This is a genomic window from Psychrobacillus sp. FSL K6-1267 (assembly GCF_038003265.1).
Classification (GTDB): domain Bacteria; phylum Bacillota; class Bacilli; order Bacillales_A; family Planococcaceae; genus Psychrobacillus; species Psychrobacillus faecigallinarum.
In genome coordinates this window covers 3,605,055-3,630,844 of sequence record NZ_JBBOOR010000001.1, presented here as the reverse complement: position 1 = coordinate 3,630,844, position 25,790 = coordinate 3,605,055, and the positions used below count along the sequence as shown (strand labels likewise).

Here is a 25,790-nt window from a genome sequence, read left to right as displayed (position 1 = left end):
GTTTTCGCAACAGGGGAAACTTTTTCTTGATATGACCTCAGTTTTATAGAAGCTAGTTATGTCAGGCTTGTTTTGAATGCAAAAGAATTTTCAGACTGTGTTTCACCTTCTGAATAGGTTCGTTCTGCAAAGGTAACCTGTTGATTGTAGTCCATTAACAATACAGTCGAGGAGCGTGTACCGTAGTTAGGTATTTTGATAAACATTGGAGATAAGCTACGTTCAAGCTCGAGAGCTACACCAGTCTCGGGAAGCTCATAATCCTGTGCAACATTTTCGTCTTTAAGTATTTCGAACAGAGGCTCAACTTCTACTTTATCTAATAGAAGATATTCAGCTAATTTCTGCTTTCCTTTTTTCACCTTTGGCCAGGGTGTGTTTAAGGTATGATTGCTTAAGCTATGTGTACCAGGCGCAATTTCATTCATTTCATCTAGGATATTGTTATAGTGATACAGGTGATTACTATCCCCAATGACAACATTATAGCCACCGTAGTTTTCTCTTTTTCTCTTTAAGCCTGCGATAAACTCCATTGGTTCTTCATTGCCAGCTAAAAAATCTCGAACGATATCACCTCGAGAAAGCCGACCCGGTTTTAGTTGAGGATCCCTAAAATTGGTCAATGCTGCAAAGCGACCAGCTTTAGAAACCCCTAGCCATGTTCCCATTTGAAGCAAATCTCGTCCGGCAAGGATGTTAGGATAATCCGTCCAAAAATGAGCAGACTCAGTTGGACGTTCATAAAATTCGTCTCGATTGGCAACTACTATGAGTGGATAGGTAGGATGAGTTTTAAATTGAAAATTAACGAGACACATATAAGATAGCTCCTTTTTGAACAAGTTATGAGGGAAGTCAGGTCTATAGCTAACTACTTCAATTATTATATCATTATCAGATTTGATGAGTGTCTGCTTTTATTGATGAAAAGTGATAGGATAAAATGGAATAAACGATTTTAATGGAGATGACAGAGATGAGTAATACACATATATTTTCTAAACGAGAAGAGCTTGCAAATGCAATCATACATGGTGTTGGTACACTTTTAAGTATAGCTGCACTTGTTATTTTAATCGTTTCCTCAGTCAAGTATGGGAATGCTTGGCATGTGGTGAGTTTTACACTGTTTGGGGCATCCATGGTGCTATTGTTTACATCATCGACCCTTGTACATGCATTTCCAGAGGGAAGAGCCAAAGACTTCTTTGAAATCATGGATCATTCTTCTATTTATTATTTAATAGCAGGCTCCTATACTCCACTTCTATTCTTAGTAGTAAAAGGTCCGCTAGGTTGGACATTGTTTGGTATTATGTGGGGATTAGCGATAGCAGGTACAGTGTTCAAAGCCTATTTTGTTAAGCGGTTTTTGCATACCTCTACTATCTTGTATGTTGTGATGGGCTGGTTAATAGTTTTTGCATGGAAGCCGCTCATCACCAATATGTCCATAGAGGGACTTGTTTTGCTAGCGCTTGGCGGATTGCTCTATACCGGAGGGGCGGTCTTTTATGTATGGAGAGGCTTTCCGTACCATCACGCAGTGTGGCATGTATTTGTGCTCGTAGCGGCTATTTTAGTTTTCTTCGCTATCATGACACTACTGCCAATACCTGTATAACTAAGGAGGAAATCACATGTATGATCCAACCGTCTTCGAAAATTTAAAGGTTGTATTTGAGAATCTTCTATATGATATGGACAATATAGAACGCAAAATCAATATAACTAACAGAACAGATCGAATGGATTTTTCTATTATAAAAAGAGACTTTTCTATTGAATTTGTCCTTTCCGATAAACAAAAAGTAACGGCAGAGATTATAATAGAAGCTTCCTTGGAGGAGTTAGCATCCGAAATTTTGGAGACTCCTGGTAAGGCCCCTGGCTGTACGTTACAGTTAAAATTTCAAAAAAGTGTAATAGAAGTACCTGAAGAGTGTAAGAGTATTGAGTTAGCCCTAAAGGAAATATGGGAGGACGATATAACAATCACTCAGCGTTTAAGCTTTGAATACGGACAATTAAAGAAAAACTATGTAAATACAATTTTGCTAAGCTTCCACCAAAAAATTAAAGAAGAAAATATAGGCGAAATAGATGATTTTCTAAGCAGTGTAATCGAAACGTTAGAGCTTCTTCATACTATATAGTCCTTTAGCAGAGAGATATTACTATTTGAGACCGGCTATCAAGGGTTTATGATCGGATAGAAAATTTTATAACCTGATAGCGAGGATTTATGACCGGATAGATTTTTTTATGACCGCATAAAAATATTTATAACCGTTCACGCCAAAAAGAAGTATTACATAGCGCAAAATCAATAGGAAGGTAATTAAAGAAGCAGTAGGAAGTAAGGATATTACTTTCTACTGCTTATTATTTGTTTCTGTAAGGAGTATTGTCTGAATCGACTGTAGAAAATAACAAGGTGGAAGAGAGCGAAATATAGTTTTGAATTACCATAAACGAAGAATAACTATTGCCCGTGTATTTATATAACCAAATTGCAAGGAGATGTATAATAATATATAGAAGGAAAGTGATTTATCCTATAGTTTTTTGCCTAATATCAATCCTAGAACATTCTACTAATGTAGCTAACTCTGAAGAGGAATGAGACTCTAATAAAATCTTTTTAAAAAAGTTTTTAAAAAGTGTTGACTTATAATATAAACGAGAGTAATATAGTAGAAGTCGCCAAGAGGTAAACAAGTTTGGCTGACACGATGAACATTGAAAACTGAACATGCAAAACGTTAAGACATATAGCATCAAACAACTTCGGTTGTATTGACGCAAAACAATTTTTGACATCATTTAATGATGATGCCAGCAAAACAAAATGAGCTTTTTAAGTTCTCTATTATGGAGAGTTTGATCCTGGCTCAGGACGAACGCTGGCGGCGTGCCTAATACATGCAAGTCGAGCGAATGATGAAGAAGCTTGCTTCTTCTGATTTAGCGGCGGACGGGTGAGTAACACGTGGGCAACCTGCCCTGTAGATTGGGATAACTCCGGGAAACCGGGGCTAATACCGAATAATCCATTACCTCACATGAGGAAATGTTAAAAGACGGTCTCGGCTGTCACTACAGGATGGGCCCGCGGCGCATTAGCTAGTTGGTGAGGTAACGGCTCACCAAGGCGACGATGCGTAGCCGACCTGAGAGGGTGATCGGCCACACTGGGACTGAGACACGGCCCAGACTCCTACGGGAGGCAGCAGTAGGGAATCTTCCACAATGGACGAAAGTCTGATGGAGCAACGCCGCGTGAGTGAAGAAGGTTTTCGGATCGTAAAACTCTGTTGTGAGGGAAGAACAAGTACGAGAGTAACTGCTCGTACCTTGACGGTACCTCATTAGAAAGCCACGGCTAACTACGTGCCAGCAGCCGCGGTAATACGTAGGTGGCAAGCGTTGTCCGGAATTATTGGGCGTAAAGCGCGCGCAGGCGGTCCTTTAAGTCTGATGTGAAAGCCCACGGCTCAACCGTGGAGGGTCATTGGAAACTGGGGGACTTGAGTGCAGAAGAGGAAAGCGGAATTCCAAGTGTAGCGGTGAAATGCGTAGAGATTTGGAGGAACACCAGTGGCGAAGGCGGCTTTCTGGTCTGTAACTGACGCTGAGGCGCGAAAGCGTGGGGAGCAAACAGGATTAGATACCCTGGTAGTCCACGCCGTAAACGATGAGTGCTAAGTGTTAGGGGGTTTCCGCCCCTTAGTGCTGCAGCTAACGCATTAAGCACTCCGCCTGGGGAGTACGGTCGCAAGACTGAAACTCAAAGGAATTGACGGGGGCCCGCACAAGCGGTGGAGCATGTGGTTTAATTCGAAGCAACGCGAAGAACCTTACCAGGTCTTGACATCCCGCTGACCGGCCTAGAGATAGGCTTTTCCCTTCGGGGACAGCGGTGACAGGTGGTGCATGGTTGTCGTCAGCTCGTGTCGTGAGATGTTGGGTTAAGTCCCGCAACGAGCGCAACCCTTGATCTTAGTTGCCAGCATTCAGTTGGGCACTCTAAGGTGACTGCCGGTGATAAACCGGAGGAAGGTGGGGATGACGTCAAATCATCATGCCCCTTATGACCTGGGCTACACACGTGCTACAATGGACGGTACAGAGGGTCGCAACCCCGCGAGGGTGAGCTAATCCCATAAAACCGTTCTCAGTTCGGATTGTAGGCTGCAACTCGCCTACATGAAGCCGGAATCGCTAGTAATCGTGGATCAGCATGCCACGGTGAATACGTTCCCGGGCCTTGTACACACCGCCCGTCACACCACGAGAGTTTGTAACACCCGAAGTCGGTGGGGTAACCCTTTTGGGAGCCAGCCGCCGAAGGTGGGACAGATGATTGGGGTGAAGTCGTAACAAGGTAGCCGTATCGGAAGGTGCGGCTGGATCACCTCCTTTCTAAGGATATATTCGGAATACAGATCTTTATCTGTATCTTAACGTTTTGCAGTTCAGTTTTGAGTGTTCATTTTTATGATGAGCATTTATACTTGCTCCTGCGATTACTCGTCGCAAAGGAACAAGCCCTTTGTTCTTTGAAAACTGGATAAAACGACATCAAAAAAGAAACAAACGCAAGATATTCAAATTGTGATCACTTACGTGATTGCAAGTGTAGTACTTTTAACTTTTAGGTTAAGTTAATAAGGGCGCACGGTGGATGCCTTGGCACTAGGAGTCGACGAAGGACGGCACTAACACCGATATGCTTCGGGGAGCTGTAAGTGAGCTTCGATCCGGAGATTTCCGAATGGGGAAACCCACTGCCCGTAATGGGGCAGTACATTTGCGTGAATACATAGCGCATCTGAGACACACCCAGGGAACTGAAACATCTAAGTACCTGGAGGAAGAGAAAGAAAATTCGATTCCCTGAGTAGCGGCGAGCGAAACGGGAAGAGCCCAAACCAAGAGGCTTGCCTCTTGGGGTTGTAGGACACTCTATACGGAGTTACAAAAGAATGAGTTAGATGAAGCGACCTGGAAAGGTCCGCAGGATAGGGTAAAAGCCCCGTAGTCCAAAATTCATTCCCTCCAGAGTGTATCCTGAGTACGGCGGAACACGTGAAATTCCGTCGGAATCCGGGAGGACCATCTCCCAAGGCTAAATACTACCTAGTGACCGATAGTGAACCAGTACCGTGAGGGAAAGGTGAAAAGCACCCCGGAAGGGGAGTGAAATAGACCCTGAAACCGTGTGCCTACAAATAGTCAAAGCCCGTTAACGGGTGATGGCGTGCCTTTTGTAGAATGAACCGGCGAGTTACGATTACATGCGAGGTTAAGTTGAGAAGACGGAGCCGCAGCGAAAGCGAGTCTGAATAGGGCGAATGAGTATGTGGTCGTAGACCCGAAACCAGGTGATCTACCCATGTCCAGGATGAAGGTAAGGTAACACTTACTGGAGGTCCGAACCCACGCACGTTGAAAAGTGCGGGGATGAGGTGTGGGTAGCGGAGAAATTCCAATCGAACCTGGAGATAGCTGGTTCTCTCCGAAATAGCTTTAGGGCTAGCCTCAAACGTTAGAATCTTGGAGGTAGAGCACTGTTTGGACTAGGGGCCCATCCCGGGTTACCGAATTCAGACAAACTCCGAATGCCAATGATTTATGTTTGGGAGTCAGACTGCGAGTGATAAGATCCGTAGTCAAGAGGGAAACAGCCCAGACCACCAGCTAAGGTCCCAAAGTATTTGTTAAGTGGAAAAGGATGTGGCGTTGCTTAGACAACCAGGATGTTGGCTTAGAAGCAGCCATCATTTAAAGAGTGCGTAATAGCTCACTGGTCGAGTGACGCTGCGCCGAAAATGTATCGGGGCTAAACAAATCACCGAAGCTGTGGATTGATACCTTTGGTATCAGTGGTAGGAGAGCGTTCTAAGGGCGTTGAAGTCAGACCGGAAGGACTGGTGGAGCGCTTAGAAGTGAGAATGCCGGTATGAGTAGCGAAAGATGGGTGAGAATCCCATCCACCGTATGACTAAGGTTTCCTGAGGAAGGCTCGTCCGCTCAGGGTTAGTCGGGACCTAAGTCGAGGCCGATAGGCGTAGACGATGGACAACAGGTTGATATTCCTGTACCACCACCCCACCGTTTGAGTGATGGGGGGACGCAGTAGGATAGGGTAAGCGTGCTGTTGGTTATGCACGTCCAAGCAGTGAGGTGTGAGTGTAGGCAAATCCGCACTCTGTAACATTGAGCTGTGATGGCGAGGACTTAGTCCGAAGTTCCTGATTTCACACTGCCAAGAAAAGCCTCTAACGAGGTGGGAGGTGCCCGTACCGCAAACCGACACAGGTAGTCGAGGAGAGAATCCTAAGGTGAGCGAGAGAACTCTCGTTAAGGAACTCGGCAAAATGACCCCGTAACTTCGGGAGAAGGGGTGCTCTTTTGGGTGTATAGCCTAGAAGAGCCGCAGTGAATAGGCCCAGGCGACTGTTTAGCAAAAACACAGGTCTCTGCAAAACCGTAAGGTGAAGTATAGGGGCTGACGCCTGCCCGGTGCTGGAAGGTTAAGAGGAGTGCTTAGCGCAAGCGAAGGTGCGAATTGAAGCCCCAGTAAACGGCGGCCGTAACTATAACGGTCCTAAGGTAGCGAAATTCCTTGTCGGGTAAGTTCCGACCCGCACGAAAGGCGTAACGATCTGGGCACTGTCTCAACGAGAGACTCGGTGAAATTATAGTACCTGTGAAGATGCAGGTTACCCGCGACAGGACGGAAAGACCCCGTGGAGCTTTACTGTAGCTTGATATTGAATTTTGGTGCAACTTGTACAGGATAGGTAGGAGCCTTAGAGCCCGGAGCGCCAGCTTCGGAGGAGGCGTCGGTGGGATACTACCCTGGTTGTATTGAAATTCTAACCCATACCCGTAACCCGGGTAGGAGACAGTGTCAGGCGGGCAGTTTGACTGGGGCGGTCGCCTCCTAAAGTGTAACGGAGGCGCCCAAAGGTTCCCTCAGAATGGTTGGAAATCATTCGAAGAGTGTAAAGGCAGAAGGGAGCTTGACTGCGAGACCTACAAGTCGAGCAGGGTCGAAAGACGGGCTTAGTGATCCGGTGGTTCCGCATGGAAGGGCCATCGCTCAACGGATAAAAGCTACCCCGGGGATAACAGGCTTATCTCCCCCAAGAGTCCACATCGACGGGGAGGTTTGGCACCTCGATGTCGGCTCATCGCATCCTGGGGCTGTAGTCGGTCCCAAGGGTTGGGCTGTTCGCCCATTAAAGCGGTACGCGAGCTGGGTTCAGAACGTCGTGAGACAGTTCGGTCCCTATCCGTCGTGGGCGTAGGAAATTTGAGAGGAGCTGTCCTTAGTACGAGAGGACCGGGATGGACACACCGCTGGTGTACCAGTTGTTCTGCCAAGGGCATCGCTGGGTAGCTATGTGTGGACGGGATAAGTGCTGAAAGCATCTAAGCACGAAGCCCCCCTCAAGATGAGATTTCCCATTACGCAAGTAAGTAAGATCCCTCAAAGACGATGAGGTAGATAGGTTCGGGGTGGAAGCGTGGCGACACGTGCAGCTGACGAATACTAATCGATCGAGGACTTAACCAAATTGTTTGTTTCCATTAATGATGTCTTTTATCCAGTTTTGAGTGAACAACTCAGGAGGGTTTCAAAACACAAGCAGTGCTAGGAAACGAGTGAGCGAAGGAAGGAGCGTACTTACGTACGTGACTGACTGAACGAGCGAAGTTGACAACGCAATGCGCAGTGGATTGAAAGCCGAAAAGTCTAGTGATGATGGCGAAGAGGTCACACCCGTTCCCATACCGAACACGGAAGTTAAGCTCTTCAGCGCCGATGGTAGTTGGGGGTCTCCCCCTGCAAGAGTAGGACGTCGCTGGGCACTATAGGAAGTCGTTACCGAGTAATCGGTGGCGGCTTTTTTGTATTAAGAGAAAAAGGCCGAAGGCAATCAACCTTATATAAGCAAGTGAGCGAGAAAGCAGAGGGGCAAAGAGTTCGAGGAAGCAAGGAAGAGAGGCTCGGAGCGTATAGCATACGCGAGAACCGATCGACTGTAGCTGACGAAGAAATCTGCCGTCCATCTGGTTTCGCAGCCTGCGCCGATGGTAGTTGGGGGTTCCCCTGCAAGAGTAGGACGTCGCTGGGCACTATAGGAAGTCGTTACCGATTAATCGGTAGCGGCTTTTTGTTTGGCATTTTTTAAAATGAATATAAATAAATTAAGTCTAAAGTAAAATACATAATTAGACGTTTCATATATCTAAATGGCACTTCACATTATTTTAAACGAGACAATATTAATGTTACTCTTATAATAGAGAAACTAAGCAAGGGGGGAACTCCATGTTCTTGGAGGAGCTAAAGAAAGAATTACACCATAGACAGCCACTATTTATTGGGGAGGAAACAGCTCTGCGCTCGGCAATCATGCTTCCACTTGTGGAAGTGGAAGGAGAATGGCATATTTTGTTTGAAGTGCGCTCCTTAACGATGAGAAAGCAGCCTGGAGATATTAGTTTTCCAGGTGGTCGTATTGATGCTACAGATGCATCTCCAATGGAAGCTGCTATACGAGAAACCCATGAAGAGTTGGGTGTAGCCCCGACATCTATAAAAATTTTAGGACAAATGAGTCCTTATATCACTTCTTCATCTTTCGTAGTTTATCCATTTGTAGCGACTATTGATCATCATCAAATCGAAAATTTTAACAAACAAGAGGTTGAAGAAGTATTTACAGTGCCAATCAACTGGCTCTTAAACTATGAGCCTTATATGCACACTGTCTCTGTTCAACCTATGCCTCCGATGGACTTTCCATTTGAAAAAATTTTTAATGGAGACAAATACCAATGGAGACCCCGTGATGTTGAAGAATGGTTTTATGATTATAAAAACTATACAATTTGGGGATTAACAGCACGGGTATTAAAACATTTTGTGGAAACAATAAGAAATGTTAATAGATAATAATAAGAAATAATCTAAAAAGGGGGAGAAATATGTACCATGATACTTTCATAATACTAAGGAGATAAATTTAACACAAAGCTCTTAGCATTGTATAAAAGTATTAGAGTATTAAATTTATAGTAGTTTTAAAAGGCTTTCTATTGATAGGGAGTCTTATTAATTTGTATAGGAAGAGTATCAAAATTAGAATTAAATAATAATAATTAGCACTTTATAAATGCGCCTATGCTCCTATAAGTCATTCCTTCTAAATAACCAGTTTCCTAAAAAAAGACAATTCTTCTGAATCATTTTAATATGAAATGACAGTCTTCACTTTACCTTTCTATATAAAAAATGGAATATTATAGGTAATGTAAGTTTGCTAGAGGAGGAGATTTTATGTCTATCTGGTGGGGAATATTGTATAATAGAGAAAATTGGAAATGCTTCATTGTACCTGATTCGATGAGGACATGCCTATGAAAATCCTAGATGTAGACTTACTTCAAGATGGGCTGCAACGTAACATAGCTATGCTTGAACGACTGCAAAACGAAGTAGGAAATATTCAAGACACAGTTAAAGAATTAGTAGCAATGGAAGAGGTATTGAAGGGGGCGGGAGGTAGTGCAATCCGAGGCTTCTATTCGGATGTTCATTTGCCATTCCTTCATTTTTTTCTTGTCTTCTCAGACAGCTTCAAGCAAAAGCTCCAACAAGTTGAAGCTGCCCTCATATCATTAGAACCGGATGCAGCTGGCTATATTCTCGAACAGTTTTTAGAGGGAGAGCTGGAACAGGGACTTACGCTAATTGCTAATATAACGGAAAGACTTACGAACGAGGCAAACAGTATCATGGACTCGGTAAGTGATATAGTTGCTTTACCTCACTTGAATGACAGTGAGGTGCAAGAAGGGGTACAAAACTCCAAAAAGAAACGTGATGACACAGTTTTACAGCTACATGAATTTGATGCCTCTCAAACGACTTCGCTAAACCCGGTGGAACAGAATATTCAAACGATGGGCTCTTGGCTTGCAGATATGGAGGGAATGTTCAAAGCAGGAGTGAAGGACATTCATTTCCAACCGAGTCAATGGAATGCACTTACGTTTGGAAGTGGAATTAGAACAGAACTATTTCCTAAAGTATACTTAGATCCTAATAGTTTATGGGTAGAAGAACATGAAAAAATGATCGGTACGATGATTAGTACCCAAACTTTTCAAGCCCTAGATTTGAAAAGAATGAATACAATTGAAGAAAACGTCGGAGAGAATGTAAAATACCATCAGTATGCAAATGGTCTCCTGATAAAAGAGTACTCGGAAAACGGGACAGTATACTACGAAATCGTTTCTAAAGTAGAATACAAGGAAGAAGTAGTCCAAGTTGAGCCACCAAAAGAAAATAAACTGTTGGATGGAATACAGTTTGGATTAGATTTAGTAGGGCTAATACCCGGAATCGGAGAAATAGCGGATGGGGCAAATGGGATTATTTATACAGCTAGAGGAGATAAGTTGAACGCAACACTCTCGTTTGGTGCGATGATTCCATTTGCAGGCTGGGGAAGTACCGGAGCAAAATTTGTAAATAAAGGTAGCAAGTTTTTTCAGCCCAAAAATGTCTTAAGTGATGAGGCTGTAGAATCTGTCTATACTTCAGTTTACCGGGATGTGGTCAATAGTCCACTGGGTGGAACACAGACAAAATTAAATCTGTTTACTAGCTTACAGAATGGGACACCGAACGCTCTAGCATTCAACCATTTGAATAGTCCATCAATGTTTAATATGCCAACAGCGAAAATGGATATACCTACAACCTCCAAAAGTACAAAGGCAATTAGCACGCCGTCTACAAAAGTGGATACTGCCCCAACAAATAAAAGTATCTATGATAATGTTAATAAAGATATAATGAATGTGGATGTAGATACTAAGGGTATAGATAATGCTAAAGATATAACAAAATTAACTGTTGAAGATATACCAACTGCAAAGAGTGGGCATTTTAATAAATTTTTCAATTCCCTCACAAGTAGTGAACTAGACGAACTTTGGAAAGATAAAAAGATTAGAAAGAAAATTGAACGTCAACTAAGAGAACCAGGAGGATTACATGAGTGGCACTTAGTTTCAAGAGCTCCTCAATTTAAGTATTGGAATATTGGTGCTGAGGAGATTAAAGATTTAAGAACAGCTATATCCGATGTCAAATTTGTCAATCCAAACGGTGTTCATGGAGGGTTAGGCTCAACTAAGGCACATAATGAATTGTTAGCAATAATAGATACTTCTAGCGACTATAATACATTTGTTAGACGACTTAATAACTGGGCTAATTATAGATTAGAGGGTGGAGTTTCGTCTTTACCACAAGGTCTAAGATTAAAGTAGGAGGGTACTATAATGGAAAAACAAGGATGGGTTTCAATTTGGTTAGGGAATATTAACGATGAGGACTCAATAGGAGAGTATGTTGATTTAACGTATGATGAGGATGGAGAGTCTGTCCCATCCCAATTTTTTATCGATTTTAATATTGATATGGATGAAACAGATGAGGATACTATAGAAAAAGCGGTCTATAAGAATAGTAGTAGTGATATTTCAGTATTATTAAATGGGTGTTCGTATGAAGAAATTGTCATCCCAAAAATCCAGAAAAGTATAGACCTAAAGAAATCATATAATGCAGTAATTTTAATATATAATTTTGAATATAAAAATGAAATTATTTCAAAAGGTGCTATTGATTTTATTGCTGCTACAAATTATGAGTAAGAGAAATCTTAAGGTATGGAGAAATGATTTAGTTGATGGTTAACTCAGAAATTACTTATCTGGTGGGGTTGCTTTATAATACAGATAAAAATATTTTAATCAGCCAGTTAAAAAAAGTAGATAATTCACTAATACTTCATTACTTTGCTGCAAATTATAATTGGAATAGTGGGTTTGATGTACCAACAGTCATCTTAGATAATGAGGCTTGTGATTTAGGGACAGGTTTACTAATGTTCCATTATGCAGATGGCTATCGTTTGTTAGAGAGTTCAGATGAAGTTTCAAGTTCTTCATTAGAGGAATGGAAAGTTTTTTTGAGAAAGATTTATAATAAACTATTAAGCTTAGACTTTAAATCACAAGACATTTCCTTTGACCCTGAATTAACAAAAATTCAAAAGTATAAGTTGAAAAAGAATAATCCAGACCTTCCTGATGTTTTAATTAGTAAGTCTCCAGGCAAAGAGATTGATATACCTAAAATATGATGTGATTTATTAGAAACCTTGATTGGCAAAAAAATTTCAAGGTTTCTTTTTTGTGGGGGCTACCTAGTGCCGAATGAACGACTTATTATTTTCAGAGTGGAGATAAGCCTTGTAAGCCCTATATAATGTTTTAACAAATTATAAAGTGCGTACAACACCTTTAAAACGTATAACCAATTTAATGTATTCTACCTCTTAAAAGTAGTCACAAAATCATCAGTTACCACCATCTATATTCTCAAATACTATACCTTTGCTTTCCCATGCTTTTTAAAATTTTTCGCAACTATGACGTACATAGAACGATTACTAGAGTGAGGACTACTCCACCTCGATTAATTCCTGAATGTCGATGTCTAACACTTTGCATACTGTTTCTAATGTCGATAAATAAACCCTGTCCACGTTGTCTGAACAAAGATGGCTTATTGTATTAGGGCGAAGCCCTGTCATTCGTGCCAATTCACGTTGTGAAAGGTCACGTTCTTTAAGGATTTCCTTTAGCTTGATTGTAATAGGCATGGTACTTCCCTTCCTCTTATTCATGTTACCTTTTACGATACATCACAAACTTGTATCGGTAAAGGGGTTGATTGTATCGTTAAAGCCGCATACAATGAATTTATGTTAATTATAGCGGCTAAGCGTTACGTTAATCCTAATTAGCGTAACGGAGGGGGAAAATACCATGAAAGTTATCGGATATATTCGAGTATCTACACAAGGACAAGCAAGGGATGGATACAGTCTTGCTTACCAAGAAGATGAAATTAAGGCATATTGTCAGGCTCAAGGATATACACTTTTACGCTTATTTAAAGATGAGGGTATCAGTGGGGCTAAAGTAGATGAAGAAGCGTTAGAAGTGGACAGAATGGGCTTTCAGGAGATGTTGGAGTATCTCACCCTCCATGAGGTGGATTATGTTGTCACACTGAATACAAGCCGTTTATGGCGGTCAGACATTGTGAAAGTGTTAGTCCATCGAGAATTGAAAAAGTATGGATTAGACATTCGGAGTATTGAACAACCACAATACAGTATCTATAAGAAAGACCCTAGCGACTTTTTAATTAATGGTTTAATGGAGTTATTAGACCAATATCAACGATTAGAAATCTCTTTAAAGCTAGGGAGAGGACGAAATAAGAAAGCCCAACAGGGCGGCTATGCAGGAGGAAATGTGGCTTTAGGCTACAAAGTGAAGAAAGGTCAGAAAAGCCTTGTAGTAGATGACAGACAGGCTCAGACCGTACAAAGAGTGTTTGACTTAAAGGAACAGTTTCCTTCATGGTCTTTAACTCAACTAGCAGAACAACTGAATGAAGAAGGACATCGAACAAAACAAGGAAAATGGTTTACGAAAGTCCAGATCAAACGGATTTTAGATAGAAAAGCGTTTTATAGTGGTTTATACCACTATGGAGAAATAACAGCAAATGGCAAACACGAAGCCATTTTATAACGGTTAACAGATAGAGAATGGATAGGCTTTCGTACCCTTGCGAGTCCAAGTGACTAACGCTCGACCTAAGGTTGCCGACATTCTCTGTCTTGCTTTATCCGTTTAATCTAATGTAGGGGTGAGGATTTCTGATGAAAAGAGATAAGTATATTTATATAGGACTAGATTTACATAAGTTTCAACATACAGCGGTGATAGTGGATTGTTGGTTTGAGAAGTTGGGTGAGATGACTTTTCAAAATAAACCATCTATTTTTCCTAGTTTATTAGAATATGTGAATAGATTTCTAACAGAAGGGTTGACCCCTGTATTTGGATTAGAAGATGTGGGCGGTTACGGAAGAGATTTAGCGTTATACCTTTTAGAGCAAGGGTATATTGTGAAGTTTGTTAATTCCTCTTTATCCAATGCAGAACGAAACAGCTATGCGATGACACAAAAACATGATAGTTGGGACGCTCAATGTGTGGCAAGGGTTTTAATACGTGACCTACCTTATTTGCCTGAAGCTACACCATCCGATATTCATTGGATAATCTCTCAATTGGTTGGAAGAAGAAATACGATAGTGAAAGCACAAACAGCCTTGAAAAACCAACTGCATATGCAATTAAACTATCATTTTCCAAGCTACAAGGAGTTCTTTTCAGAAGTGGATGGCAAAACTGCATTAGCTTTTTGGGAGAGTTACCCTTCACCTTCTCATTTGGATGGGAAAACAGTAGAGGACTTACGAAAGTTTCTATTAGAAGCGAGTAGCAAAGCTTGTTCAACTAAAAAAGCAGAACTAATATTATCTTTAGTCCAAGATGATGGAGAAGTAAAACGAGAATATCAGACATCTAGAGATTTTATCATTCAAAGCATGGTCAGAGATATAAGCCCTTCTTTGCATTATGAGAAGATTAGTCAGAATAATCTATGGTATGATGAAAAATAAAACGGCTTACATCATGCCAGAGCAACTTGTAACAATAGCTAGTTAATCAATTTGGGTGGTGGTTGAATAGACTGCCACCTTTCATAAAGTATATTTTTCGATATTCCTAAGGGTACGGGTAAGCCTAAAAAAGAAAAACCAAAACAAGTTCATCACTATGCGACAAATAAAAGTAAAACGTATACTCACCAGTTAGAAAATGTGAAAAAAAAGTATGGTTTGGAATTAGATGACGCTTGGAATAAAGAATTATTGCCACCTCAAGGTAGAGATCCGAACGCATATCATGAATATGTGTTAGACAGGATAAATGAATATGATGCTATTGCGCGTGGGAATAAAGAAATTTTTTTAGAGCTATTTGAAGGTTTAAAGAAAGAAGTCAGGGAAAATCCAGATATGCTTTACAAAGAGTATTGGTTAAATTAAAAATAGGTAGGGAATACAGATGAAATTTTATAAGCTAAGCATAGAAGTTTCAGGTGAAAATGATATAGTTTGTCATTATAAGGATGATTTAAGTATTCAACAATATGAATTTAAAACTGGACAGACTTTTAATAGATGGGATGGAAGTTTTAAATTTTACTATGATAAAAGTGAGGGAGAAGTGCCTACAGACTATCTTGCAAATGATATGGGATGGTCTGTGGTATCTAGAAGATTGAAAACTATTATGGAGACCTTAAATACAAAAATTGAGTACTTTCCAGTTGACATTGTTGAGTTGAAAAGTGGAGATAGTTTAGAAGGGTATTATATTGCTAATATTCTTAAAGTGGTCGATGCAATTTGTTTAGAAGAATCAGACTACCATGAAATACAGACTAAAAGTGTTGGGACAATATATAATGTACGAAAATATGCAATTTATGAGAGTAAAGTAGAAAATAGTGATATTTTTAAATTGGGAAATAGACAGGAAATTCCTATTTTTGTTTCAGAAATATTTAAAAAAGAAATTGAAAATAATGAATTTACGGGTATGGAATTTTACGAAATTAAAGCTATCTAAATTTTAGAATAAGAATTTTTTACTAGAATATATTCGAAAATAAAGACTCCATGAAGGTAATACCATCATGGAGTTTTATTTATATAGGAATGATAAGAGAAAAGTACAAGAAATGGTCGATTTGACATTTCACATGTTGGTGGTAACGATACGGATACATAAAGATAGTGAATAATAGCATTATGAGCTTTGTCATTGCCTTAAGTTTGTAGGTTTTGCAAGTAAGATTTTTGAGTGAGACAATAAGAATTTGTTTTGTTTGAGAATCGAAAGCTCATGATGGTTATACCATCAAGGAGTTTTATTTTAATACTGGCTAGGAAGAAAAGTATGAGTTGGGCGAGACGACATTTTACATGGCGGGGGTAGCTATGACATGTAATGGCTAAAAAACTAACGAGAATGACAAATCTCGTGGCGATAACAATAAGATTACGTGAAAGAGAGTTCTTATATTGCTTGGGCTTAAAATTTTGGGGTTGTATTTTTACTAGAGACGGTCGTGCTAAAAAGTTGATATTATCAAATATTTTAAAAGCGGTGAAATAAAATTAAAGCACTTGATTGTCTACTATTGGGCTTTCTTGTTTCGCACTCTCCCTAACTTTAATGCAATTTCTAATCTTTGATATTGGTCTAATAACATTTTCCTATTCTAGAAGGAGACATTTACCCAAGGAATAAATAATATTTAGAAGGTGATTATTATATGTGGAGAGAGCAAGTTAGTCAGATTTCCAAAATGAGAGAGAAACGAAATCGAGAACTCAATTTACCTGCCAATGAAAACGAGTTATCAGAATTTCGTAAATCTGTAGTAGAAAAATTTGGTGAAGAAGTACTGCCTCAGGAATACTATGAATTTTTACAAAGAGTGAGTGGAATTGAATTTAATGGACTTAAAATCTATGGGATTGACCAAAAGTTTGAATCTGCTTTTTCTGAAGCACTTAGTTAAAATATACAATCCGGCGGCAGCATTTAACAACAGCACCTTTGACAAAAAATCAAACAAAAGGTTTCCCAGAATTACAGGTGAGGGAAATGTAGTAGGTAAAGGTAAAGGAAGGTTTGAAGGTGGTACACAAATACCTCCTACAAAAGTAGAGATTATTAGACCAGAATAGCGAGGCGAGAGATATGTCAATATTAGAAACTGATAAAATTGATGCTATGGGTATAAGCAAGGATGGGAAAGGCTTGAGATTAATGCTTTCAGACCATTTAGATTGGGAAAATGAAGCAGAGCATTTAAACTTATTGCAAGATAAAATTAATGCGTATCTAAGTTTTATAGAATCAAATCAGTACGCACAGACCTACCTAGATGAATCGTTTGAATATTACATTATTGATGTAGGGTTTAAATATGAAGCAAGTGAGAACTGTTTAAAATTTGTTCAAGTTATTAATAAACAATTGAGAGAATACAATATCCAAGTGGTTATAAGTAAGAATTGAATCGGAAAGAGATTGATAGAATATGAGCAAAAATCAAAAAGACCGAGAAATAGAAAAAATGATAATGACCAACATAAAGCAAGAGGCGAAAAAACAAAAATTCAAGGTGATATCCAACTGTATTTATAAGGTTGTGGGTGAATATTTTGTTAATGCTGTATTCTGGCCTCAATGCAACGAAGACAAATGGACTTTATTTCTCAGAATGAATATTAAATCTTATAACTATGACAATTTATTTTGGGAAATCTTTGAAATGCCTGAGAACATAAATGCAAAAGAAAGTTTGAGAGCAAATGGGGCATTTGCATGTCCTTCATATCAATGGATTGAAAAAACATATGAAATAAGTACATTAGAATCGATGCAGATAGATATTGCAAATGCAATTTAATGATTTTCAGTATGAAGTAAATAAATTAATTGAATTGATTAAATTGGAGTTTGGTGATTTCAATTCCACTATATTATTTCAGAAAAATATTATTGATGAGAATTTATTAAAAATGATAGCAAGTATATCTAAAGATGATTAATCTGTTGTAAAGGAGAACTATGCAGCTTTTGATACCAAGGAGAAATTTAATGAGATGGATGATAAGGGAGATCCTATAAAGTTGAGCAACTAAACGCTTGCATTCAAAAATACAAAGCTGCAAAAGTGGATACTATAATGCTCCATTACCAGGTGGTTTTAGTAAATAGAGGAGGAAAGTGAATGTATGAAAAAGTAGATGCAGTATTATCTGAAAATAGCGCAGATAATTATTTTTATGACGATGAATTTATGTATGTGCAAGAATTGATGAGTGAGTTTACTAATATTGATTGGGAGAATTTAATTCGAGGATTAAAAGATAAAGATGATAAATATAAAATTAGATTGGCCTACTGTATAGATGAAGATAACGGAGTATATGGATTTAATTTATTATTAGACTTACTTAATGAGAGTGATGAAGTGGCTGAATATGCAATAGATTCTTTACGTTCTTTTGATGGAGAAGAGTATAAAAAAATAATTGCTTCTAATAAGCAAATAAAGGACAAAGTAGAGAAATTATTAAAAACTGCTAGTTTACCTATTGAAAGGATTTTAGAAGCATTTTCACAACAAAACAAATTATAAAAAAATCTTGTGAAAGCTAAAATATTGAAAAATTAGATGATTATTTAGTGAAATTAATTGATAAGCATTATGAAAAAATAGACTTAGGTGACTAGTATATGAGTCAATAAATCTTAAGACTATTCTTAAATATAATGTATGTGGATGTAGATACTAAGGGTACGGAAAAAGTTGTAAAAGAGTATGATGTAATTTCTTATCGTTCTGCAAATGGAAAGCACGGTCTCGAAAATCATCATGGAGTAATGAATGAGTGGGCAAAGCAAAATATTCCAGGATATAAAGAAAAAGTTGGTAAGTCACCTACAGTTGCTCTCACAGATAGGAATAATGGTGGGATGCACGAAGCAACTAAAAAGGTCTATAGAAAATGGCTACGGGAGAGAACAGGTGTAGACCTCTAGGAGCGAAAGTTGATTGGAAAAATGTTAGTCCTAAAGAGATACAAAAATTATCAGAAGATATGTTTGATGCTGCAAAGGTTCCGGAATTAACTAGGAGAGAATATTACAGACAAATAAATAAATATTTATATACACTAGACTAATAATAAGGAGGCTATTATGAGCATAAAAGAGATTCTTCAAAAAATAAATGAAACAGAATACTGTAAAGTTTACCCACCTCAAGGACTTCCAGAAAATATTGAACAGGGTGACGTTCTTCCGAAAGATTTACTTGAATTTTATACGATTTGTGGAGGAGTGGAGTTGTTTACTAATGTAGATTTTGGCGTTTCTATCGTTCCTTCTGATAAATTCGTGCTGGCAAACCCTATAATTGTGGGGGAAAAATGCGAATATGATATTTCCTCACATTGGTATATTTTCGGTGACCTAGGTAGTGGTAATTATTTATCGATTGATTTACATCCTGACAGGTTAGGAAAATGCTATGATAGTCACTGGGATTCCCATGGTGTAGTAGGTAGTAGTACAGTTGTAGCAATTTCATTTACTGATTTATTAAATAGAATATTAGTAAGTAAAGGCGAAGGTGAGAGTTGGTATTGGTATAGTGATGATTTTGAATCACTAGGAGATGCTTATGACGGAATTGAAATAGAGTAGAAATTTTACTTGTTACCTTGTTTGGCTCAAAGCTTTTCAAGGTTTTTTATTTTAAATTATATTAAATCAGCTGATATTGCTTCTAGGAAATAGAGGCTAAAGGAGAAATTAAGATGGATAAGAAACAACTTGCTAAAGATATTAGAAGTGCCATAAAAAGTGGTAAATTGGATACTTTGAGAGATTTACTTGAGAAAGAACCAGAAATGTTAACATGGATGACACCTTTTGGTACATGGTTACATGTAGCGGCAGCACATGGGCATTTAGAAATAGTAGGATATCTTATTAATGCTGGAATAGATATTAATGCAAAAGGTGGAACTTTTTCTACAAATGCTCTTGAAAGAGCTACTGCTAAAGGACATTTAGATATTGCTGATTATCTAATTAGAGAGAATGTGGAGATTGATATTAGTGAACCCGATAGAAATCCTCTGTTTGCTGCAATATATGGAGGACATATGGATATTGTTAAATTATTAGTTGAGAATAATATAAATATATTTATAAAATACACTGGAGAAACCATGAAAGATATGGATGCCTATGCATTTGCCGTAGAAAGAGGACAAAAAGAAATTGCTGATTATCTAAAGCAGAAGATGACAGAAAAAGAATAAAAAATTTATATAGACGGGTAGCCTTAGAATTTTGAGATTAATAGGCTCAGTAGTATAGAGATGATATTAAAAATTTAATCATAAATAAAGCACTTGATTGCCTTATAGGTAACAGGTGTTTTTTTTATGAAACAATTATACTTTGTATAACATGAATATAGTCTAAGTAACGACAAGAAGAAAATAATTGTTTGAGAATCCAGAGATCATGGTGGTTGTACCATCATGGAGTATCGTTTTAATACTAATGGCAGTATTAATCAAGATATTCAGAACGCGCATGCTACAATAAGGAAAAATGAGATGGATGATCCTAGAAAGCAGCAACCAAACGTTTCGATCCAAAAATTCAAAGACAATTAACACGCCGTCTGCAAAAGTGGATACTGCCCCAACAAACAAAGGTATCGATGGTAATGTTAATGAAGATATAATGAATCCCAGTCGCCACCTTGTTTGTACTTAATGTAGAGAAAGATTTTTAATTAGATGTAATTATCCACAGCTTACGCATCCTCAACCTCTATCAAATAGACTCCATCATTGAAGCCCCCTCGCTTTTCTTTTTTAGCTATCCGAATTTGTTCAAGCTCTTCATACGTAGCTTCAAAAATAGGAAGTGCTGCGTGTATTAATTCTAGAATGTCAGCAAGCTCCTCGAGGGCATCCTTTCTATTATCCGTAGCTTCAAATTCTTTCATTTCTTCATAAAATTTATTTTTAACTTCGGTTAGATGCTCTGATTTGTCTAAAATACGAGTGGAAAACCTACTTCCAGAGTTCTCAATTACTTGCGGAATTAGGTCTCGTACTAGCTTATTGTAAACTGGCATTTAAATTCCTCCTGTCATTATTCCTTTCATTAAAGCGGCTAAGAGTTAGGATAACTTATATTAGTTTTATGTGTCCTGACAATACAGGAAATTGTTAAGTTGTCTCTGTTTACTTCCATTTATTCAACTTAAATGTTCAGTTTGTTGGTTGATGGTCCTTGCCCCTTCTTTTAGGGCTGGCAGATAGACGTCAGCAATTTGTTGTTCAGAGCTTCGTAATAAGTTGGTAGAGATGTTGATGGCTGCTATTGGTAATCCCCTGCGATTGAAAATGGGCATTGCTATGGAACGTAGTCCAACCTCTAGTTCGCCATTGCCTTCAGCATAGCCCTGGGAACGGCAAATGGCCAAATGGGCTTCAAATTCTTTATAGGATGTTATGGTTTTTTCCGTAAAGGCCTCTATCGTTGCAGAGTCCCATGTTTTTTTCCTTTCGCTCTCTGGAAGCCAAGCAACAAGTGCTTTTCCTAGGGAGCTTGCAAAATAGGGAAGTCTAGATCCAATGCGCAAATTTGATCCAATGATTCGTTCGGCGGCATTGACACGTAGTACATAGACAACCTCTGGTCCATCAAGCACTGCCATATTGGTTGACTCCTTCACATTTTTAGCAATGTCCTGAAGGATTGGTAGTGATAGGTCAGGCAGGCTTAGAGTCTCTAAGTAATTTGATCCTAGATCTAATACTTTAGGGCTTAACTGAAATTTATTCTCTGGTAATAATCGAAGATAGCCCAAATCGACTAAAGTGAGGGCAAACCTTCTGACTGTAGCCTTGTTGATACCTGTTTTTTCTTCCAAATCACGAAGGGACATTGTACTAGCATTGGAGGTAAAGGCATTTAACACCTCAAACCCTTTGGCAACGGAATTTACAAAGTAACCATTATTATTTTTTTCCAAAAAAATCTTCTCCTCTATATATGAAACCTTACGATTATTTTACAATATTATCCTTAAATATTCTAAATATTTTATATTATTCTTGAAAAATAAAAAATTAATATATATAATTATAGAACACATAACGTATTACTGTACGGATAGTGTACAACTTAATGAGAAGTATGGCAATGATGTCTATATTTTTTATACATAAATGTAAGGGTTTTCAGGGTTTCTACAAAGGAGGATTTATCAACATGAATAAGATTGTGACTGCTGAGAAAGCAATCTCTTCTATTAAAAATGGGGATATCGTTGCAGTGGGAGGCTTTGGCTTAATAGGCTGTCCGCTTCAGCTTGTGGATACACTAGCTGAGCATGAGGTTTCTGATTTAACAATTATTAGCAATAATTTGGGAGAACCAGGTGGTAAGGGCTTAGGCAAAATATTAATGCAAAACAAAATAAAAAAAGCAATCGGCTCTTATTTTACAAGCAATAGGGATGCTGTCCAATATGCAAAGGATGGAAAACTTGAAGTAGAGCTTGTACCTCAGGGGACGCTTGGAGAGAGGCTTAGAGCTGCTGGAGCAGGGCTTGGTGGTTTTTACACTCGTACATCAGCTGGTACATTGCTCGCAGAGAACAAGGAATCACGAGTAATAGATGGTAAGGAATATGTATTGGAGTTTCCTCTTCAGGCGGATGTGGCCCTTATTAAAGCTAAAAAGGCCGATAAGCTAGGCAATTTAGTTTTTTCAAAGACTGCTAGAAACTTTAATCCTGATATGGCGATGGCTGCCAAAATCACTATTGTGCAAGTAGAAGAGTTAGTGGAGGTAGGGCAACTAGATCCTGAGCATATCATCACTCCACATTTATTTGTCAATTATATTGTGGAGGAGGGGAAGTGAAAAAATGGAAACTATAAGTAGTAAAGCAAAAATCGCGAAAAGAGCCGCGGAAGAAATAAAAAACGGTTCCATTGTGAATCTTGGAATAGGTATCCCGACGTTAGTAGCGGATTATTTAGACACAGGCAAAGAAGTTTATTTACATACGGAAAATGGATTGCTAGGCGTTGGTCCATCTCCGAGCGAGAAACAGTTAGATCTCGAAATTATTAATGCGGGTAAGCTACCAGTTACTGCTCAACTAGGCGCTTCCTATTTTTCTTCCTCCGAATCCTTTGCCATGATTCGTGGAGGGCATGTGAATACGGTCATTCTAGGAGCATTGCAGATTAGTGAAACAGGGGATTTAGCAAACTGGGCAGTTCCTGGAAAGGATATTTTAGGAGTAGGTGGGGCTATGGATTTAGTAGCTGGTGCAAAGGAAGTCATTATAACGACTCAGCATTGCTCCAAGGATGGCGAGCCGAAAATCGTTAGTGAATGTACCTACCCAGTAACAGCAAAGAATATCGTAAGTACACTTATTTCGGAGTATGCCGTGTTTCGTTTTGTAGAAAACAAAATGGTTCTGGAGGAACTAGCAGACGGCTGGACAGTAGAGAAGCTAAAAGAAATTACACCTGCGAAATTTATTGTGTCTCCAACATTATCAATTTATTAATAGAGAAACTACAAGGGGGATTAGAATATGGAGCATGAATTTGTGATTGTTAGTGCCAATCGAACAGCGGTAGGCAGATTTGGTGGGCAGCTAAGAAACGTTCCGGCTGCTGATCTTGCTGCTACCGTGATGAAAGAAGCAATTACCCAAGCAGGATTGACAGTCGAACAAGTTAATGAAGTAGTGTTCGGTGAAGTAAGGCAATCGACGGAAGCCTCCAATTTGGCTAGAGTCGCGGCTCTGAAAGCAGGAATTCCAATCGAGTCATCTGGTTATACAGTAAATCGCCTTTGTGCATCAGGTATGCAATCGGTTATATCCGGTGTTCAGCATCTCGCTTTCCATTCTCAAGATATTGTTCTAGCAGGTGGAGCAGAGAATATGAGTAGAGCACCTTTGTATTTACGAAATTCTCGTTTTGGAGAAGGAAATCCATATATCGTAGATTCCAATTTAGAAAATGGTCAACAACCGATGGAGATGTATGGTAAGGATTTAGGAATGGGTATGACAGCAGAAAATGTAGCTGAAAAATATGACATATCTCGCGAAGATCAGGATGCATTTGCTTTGGAAAGTCAAAAACGAGCGAAGCAAGCCTGGGAGGAAGGCCGTTTTGACTCTCAAATCGTTCCAATTGAAATAAAGTCTAAAAAAGAAACTAGTGTGTTTGCAAGAGATGAGCATATGCGTGACACCTCATTAGAAAAATTAGCAAGTTTAAAGCCGGTGTTTAAAAAGGACGGAACAGTAACTGCTGGAAACGCATGCGGAAGAAATGATGGGGCAAGTGCGATTATCCTTATGACTGCAGAGAAAGCAAACATACTAGGCTTAAAACCGTTGGCGAAAGTAAAAAGTTGGTCCACAACTGGAGTAGACCCCCGTTATATGGGGATTGGTCCAGTCCCAGCAATTGAAAAACTTCTAAAACAAACAGACTTGAAGGTACAGGATATTGGACTATGGGAGCTAAATGAAGCATTTGCCTCTCAATCACTTGCAGTTATCAGACAAGTGGGGATTCCAATAAGTAAGGTAAATGTTAATGGAGGGGCTATTGCTTTAGGACACCCCCTAGGTGCTACGGGTGCAATTATTCTTACGAAGCTATTACATGAAATGAAGCATAGAAATGAACAATTTGGAATCTCAACGCTATGCGTTGGAGGTGGCCAGGGGATGGCTGTACTTCTGGAGAATATGTAAAAATACATAAAACAAAGGATGATATGATGAGTAAAGAGGTAAATCAATATTTAATTCCACCTGCTACATTTGGTGAGAAGCTGAAGCAGGTTGGTCCAGGAATCGTCGTGGCGGCAACCGGTGCTGGAACGGCCGACTTAATAACATCGCTTGTAATAGGTACATCTTTTGGAATGACTTTTGTATGGGCAGTAATTGTTGGTGCCATTTTAAAATACTTCTTGAACGAGGGAGTAGGGAGACTGTATTTAGAAACCGGTCAAACGATTGTGGATGGCTGGCATTCTCTCGGTAAATGGGCAACTGGTTACTTTGGTGTTTATGCAATTATATGGGGCTTTGTATATGGTGCAGCAGCTGCTTCCACATCAGGGATGGCGATGCATGCCATGTTCCCAATTATGCCAATTTGGGCTTGGGCTATCATCCACTCAATCGTAGGTTTTATATTAATATGGGTTGGTCGCTATCTTCTGTTTGAAAAAGTAATGACTGTTTTAGTTGGAGTCATGTTTATCACGATTATCGGTACAGCAGTAATGTTCTTACCAAGCTTTGGTGATTTCGCGTTTGGATTTGTACCCCGTATTCCAGAAGGTTCATTTATTCTTATGCTTGGTTTAATCGGTGGAGTAGGTGGGACAATAACAATGGCCTCCTACGGATATTGGTTGACTGAGAAAGGGTGGAAGGGTAAGGAATGGGTTAGTGCCATGCGTCTGGATGCCAAAGTCGCATATACTCTAACAGCTCTTTTTACACTAGCTGGTTTAGTCATAGGGGCACAGTTCCTAGCAGGTACGGGAGTGAGTATTCGAGATGATGAAGGACTGGTTAAGCTAGCTGACATGCTAGGAGCTGAATTTGGAACACCTATGCGCTGGATGTTCTTAGTGGCCTTCTGGTCTGCAGCATACACTTCTCTACTAGGTGTTTGGAATGGCGTTCCTTATCTTTTCGCAGATTTCATGAAAACCATTCGTAAAAAGAAAGGCCCTGGAAAAGAGAAGGTTTCTACAAAGGAACCAGCTTATCGCTTCTATTTAGCATGGCTGACATTCCCTCCAATGGTTCTGTTTTATTTCGGAAAACCAGTAGAACTAATCATTATTTATGGAGCGTTAGGATCTCTATTCATGCCATTTTTAGCCCTTTCTTTAGTATTGCTTCTTAATGCCAAGAATTTAGAATCACGTAACAAATTAGTGTCCAATGCCGTACTAATAGGATGTCTCATTATGTTTGGTTATTTGGGAATAAGTGAATTGGTTAAAATATTGTTTGGTTAATATAGGAGCCATCACGTTTGTTAACGTGATGGTTTTATTTTTTATACGAT

General features: G+C 39.2%; 24 protein-coding genes, 3 rRNA genes and 3 pseudogenes. 25 read left to right on the top strand and 5 right to left on the bottom strand.

Annotated features, from left to right (window positions below):
• Positions 1-56: 56 nt before the first annotated feature.
• Entirely contained in the window at positions 57-821 is a 765-nt protein-coding gene (locus tag MHB55_RS18585) for an NRDE family protein (protein WP_191697950.1), read from the bottom strand.
• 158 nt (positions 822-979) lie between these two features.
• Here MHB55_RS18585 and trhA point away from each other — a divergent pair, with 158 nt between their 5' ends.
• The 9 genes from trhA to MHB55_RS18540 all read left to right on the top strand — a co-directional run bounded on the left by trhA (position 980) and on the right by MHB55_RS18540 (position 12,245).
• Positions 980-1,627, top strand: coding sequence for a PAQR family membrane homeostasis protein TrhA (gene trhA / locus MHB55_RS18580; protein ID WP_340863812.1), 648 nt, complete (start codon positions 980-982; stop codon positions 1,625-1,627).
• A gap of 16 nt (positions 1,628-1,643) precedes the next feature.
• Positions 1,644-2,159, top strand: coding sequence for a hypothetical protein (locus MHB55_RS18575; RefSeq protein WP_340863811.1), 516 nt, complete (start codon positions 1,644-1,646; stop codon positions 2,157-2,159).
• A 715-nt stretch (positions 2,160-2,874) separates the two neighbouring features.
• Positions 2,875-4,428 (top strand): 16S ribosomal RNA (locus tag MHB55_RS18570).
• Between the two features lie 235 nt (positions 4,429-4,663).
• Positions 4,664-7,591: ribosomal RNA gene (locus MHB55_RS18565) — 23S ribosomal RNA — on the top strand.
• A 179-nt stretch (positions 7,592-7,770) separates the two neighbouring features.
• Positions 7,771-7,886: ribosomal RNA gene (gene rrf, locus MHB55_RS18560) — 5S ribosomal RNA — on the top strand.
• The 16S, 23S and 5S rRNA genes sit together here, the layout of an rRNA operon.
• Positions 7,887-8,350: 464 nt before the next feature.
• Positions 8,351-8,977, top strand: coding sequence for an NUDIX hydrolase (locus MHB55_RS18555; RefSeq protein ID WP_144541846.1), 627 nt, complete (start codon positions 8,351-8,353; stop codon positions 8,975-8,977).
• A 464-nt stretch (positions 8,978-9,441) separates the two neighbouring features.
• Positions 9,442-11,367, top strand: coding sequence for a ribonuclease YeeF family protein (locus tag MHB55_RS18550; RefSeq protein WP_186318282.1), 1,926 nt, complete (start codon positions 9,442-9,444; stop codon positions 11,365-11,367).
• A gap of 12 nt (positions 11,368-11,379) precedes the next feature.
• Positions 11,380-11,754 (top strand): immunity 22 family protein, encoded by a 375-nt coding sequence (locus tag MHB55_RS18545; protein ID WP_144541850.1) that lies wholly within the window; start codon positions 11,380-11,382, stop codon positions 11,752-11,754.
• 35 nt (positions 11,755-11,789) lie between these two features.
• Positions 11,790-12,245, top strand: coding sequence for a DUF4274 domain-containing protein (locus tag MHB55_RS18540; RefSeq protein ID WP_144541852.1), 456 nt, complete (start codon positions 11,790-11,792; stop codon positions 12,243-12,245).
• Between the two features lie 321 nt (positions 12,246-12,566).
• Here the strand turns inward: MHB55_RS18540 and MHB55_RS18535 are convergent, their stop codons facing one another.
• Complete coding sequence (locus tag MHB55_RS18535) at positions 12,567-12,767, bottom strand: helix-turn-helix domain-containing protein (protein WP_026906918.1); 201 nt, start codon at positions 12,765-12,767, stop codon at positions 12,567-12,569.
• A 166-nt stretch (positions 12,768-12,933) separates the two neighbouring features.
• Here MHB55_RS18535 and MHB55_RS18530 point away from each other — a divergent pair, with 166 nt between their 5' ends.
• From MHB55_RS18530 to MHB55_RS18515, 4 genes and pseudogenes are all read left to right on the top strand, one after another.
• Positions 12,934-13,710, top strand: coding sequence for a recombinase family protein (locus MHB55_RS18530; RefSeq protein WP_144541854.1), 777 nt, complete (start codon positions 12,934-12,936; stop codon positions 13,708-13,710).
• Between the two features lie 131 nt (positions 13,711-13,841).
• Positions 13,842-14,591: pseudogene (locus MHB55_RS18525) on the top strand (IS110 family transposase); the annotation flags it as partial.
• Positions 14,592-14,741: 150 nt separating this feature from the next.
• Complete coding sequence (locus tag MHB55_RS18520; protein WP_222123084.1) at positions 14,742-15,080, top strand: AHH domain-containing protein; 339 nt, start codon at positions 14,742-14,744, stop codon at positions 15,078-15,080.
• A gap of 19 nt (positions 15,081-15,099) precedes the next feature.
• A complete protein-coding gene (locus MHB55_RS18515; protein ID WP_191697981.1) occupies positions 15,100-15,666 on the top strand; it encodes an imm11 family protein in 567 nt (188 codons plus the stop codon).
• 574 nt (positions 15,667-16,240) lie between these two features.
• Here the strand turns inward: MHB55_RS18515 and MHB55_RS18510 are convergent.
• Positions 16,241-16,309, bottom strand: a pseudogene (locus MHB55_RS18510) (recombinase family protein); the annotation flags it as partial.
• A 66-nt stretch (positions 16,310-16,375) separates the two neighbouring features.
• On the opposite strand from MHB55_RS18510, the pseudogene MHB55_RS18505 reads away from it, so the two are divergent.
• The 8 genes and pseudogenes from MHB55_RS18505 to MHB55_RS18470 all read left to right on the top strand — a co-directional run.
• A pseudogene (locus MHB55_RS18505) lies at positions 16,376-16,594 on the top strand (YrhA family protein); the annotation flags it as partial.
• A gap of 212 nt (positions 16,595-16,806) precedes the next feature.
• Positions 16,807-17,127, top strand: coding sequence for a DUF6572 domain-containing protein (locus tag MHB55_RS18500; RefSeq protein WP_154312233.1), 321 nt, complete (start codon positions 16,807-16,809; stop codon positions 17,125-17,127).
• 22 nt (positions 17,128-17,149) lie between these two features.
• Positions 17,150-17,521, top strand: a complete 372-nt coding sequence (locus tag MHB55_RS18495) for a hypothetical protein (RefSeq protein ID WP_144541864.1) — start codon at positions 17,150-17,152, stop codon at positions 17,519-17,521.
• Positions 17,522-17,845: 324 nt separating this feature from the next.
• A complete protein-coding gene (locus tag MHB55_RS18490; protein ID WP_144541866.1) occupies positions 17,846-18,256 on the top strand; it encodes a hypothetical protein in 411 nt (136 codons plus the stop codon).
• 134 nt (positions 18,257-18,390) lie between these two features.
• Positions 18,391-18,660 (top strand): hypothetical protein, encoded by a 270-nt coding sequence (locus MHB55_RS18485; RefSeq protein ID WP_263619346.1) that lies wholly within the window; start codon positions 18,391-18,393, stop codon positions 18,658-18,660.
• Complete coding sequence (locus MHB55_RS18480; protein ID WP_263619345.1) at positions 18,627-18,803, top strand: hypothetical protein; 177 nt, start codon at positions 18,627-18,629, stop codon at positions 18,801-18,803. Before MHB55_RS18485 ends, MHB55_RS18480 begins: the two co-directional genes overlap by 34 nt.
• A 16-nt stretch (positions 18,804-18,819) precedes the next feature.
• A complete protein-coding gene (locus MHB55_RS18475; RefSeq protein WP_154312235.1) occupies positions 18,820-19,326 on the top strand; it encodes an SMI1/KNR4 family protein in 507 nt (168 codons plus the stop codon).
• A gap of 113 nt (positions 19,327-19,439) precedes the next feature.
• Positions 19,440-19,949 carry an ankyrin repeat domain-containing protein gene (locus tag MHB55_RS18470; RefSeq protein ID WP_144541871.1) on the top strand — a complete coding sequence of 170 codons (510 nt, stop codon included), beginning with the start codon at positions 19,440-19,442 and terminating at the stop codon, positions 19,947-19,949.
• Between the two features lie 506 nt (positions 19,950-20,455).
• Here the strand turns inward: MHB55_RS18470 and MHB55_RS18465 are convergent.
• On the bottom strand, positions 20,456-20,782 hold the full coding sequence (locus MHB55_RS18465) for a nucleoside triphosphate pyrophosphohydrolase (protein ID WP_144541873.1): 327 nt from the start codon (positions 20,780-20,782) through the stop codon (positions 20,456-20,458).
• Positions 20,783-20,905: 123 nt separating this feature from the next.
• Positions 20,906-21,685, bottom strand: coding sequence for an IclR family transcriptional regulator domain-containing protein (locus tag MHB55_RS18460; protein WP_154312237.1), 780 nt, complete (start codon positions 21,683-21,685; stop codon positions 20,906-20,908).
• Positions 21,686-21,924: 239 nt separating this feature from the next.
• Between MHB55_RS18460 and MHB55_RS18455 the strand changes: the two genes are divergently transcribed.
• Genes MHB55_RS18455 through MHB55_RS18440 form a run of 4 tightly spaced genes read left to right on the top strand, consistent with a single transcriptional unit; the run spans position 21,925 to position 25,740 of the window.
• On the top strand, positions 21,925-22,581 hold the full coding sequence (locus MHB55_RS18455) for a CoA transferase subunit A (protein ID WP_144541878.1): 657 nt from the start codon (positions 21,925-21,927) through the stop codon (positions 22,579-22,581).
• A 4-nt stretch (positions 22,582-22,585) separates the two neighbouring features.
• On the top strand, positions 22,586-23,242 hold the full coding sequence (locus tag MHB55_RS18450) for a 3-oxoacid CoA-transferase subunit B (RefSeq protein WP_151112566.1): 657 nt from the start codon (positions 22,586-22,588) through the stop codon (positions 23,240-23,242).
• A gap of 27 nt (positions 23,243-23,269) precedes the next feature.
• Complete coding sequence (locus MHB55_RS18445; RefSeq protein ID WP_154312238.1) at positions 23,270-24,451, top strand: thiolase family protein; 1,182 nt, start codon at positions 23,270-23,272, stop codon at positions 24,449-24,451.
• Positions 24,403-25,740: an Nramp family divalent metal transporter gene (locus MHB55_RS18440; RefSeq protein ID WP_260866677.1), complete on the top strand. Its 1,338-nt coding sequence runs from the start codon at positions 24,403-24,405 to the stop codon at positions 25,738-25,740. Before MHB55_RS18445 ends, MHB55_RS18440 begins: the two co-directional genes overlap by 49 nt.
• Positions 25,741-25,790 lie beyond the last annotated feature (50 nt).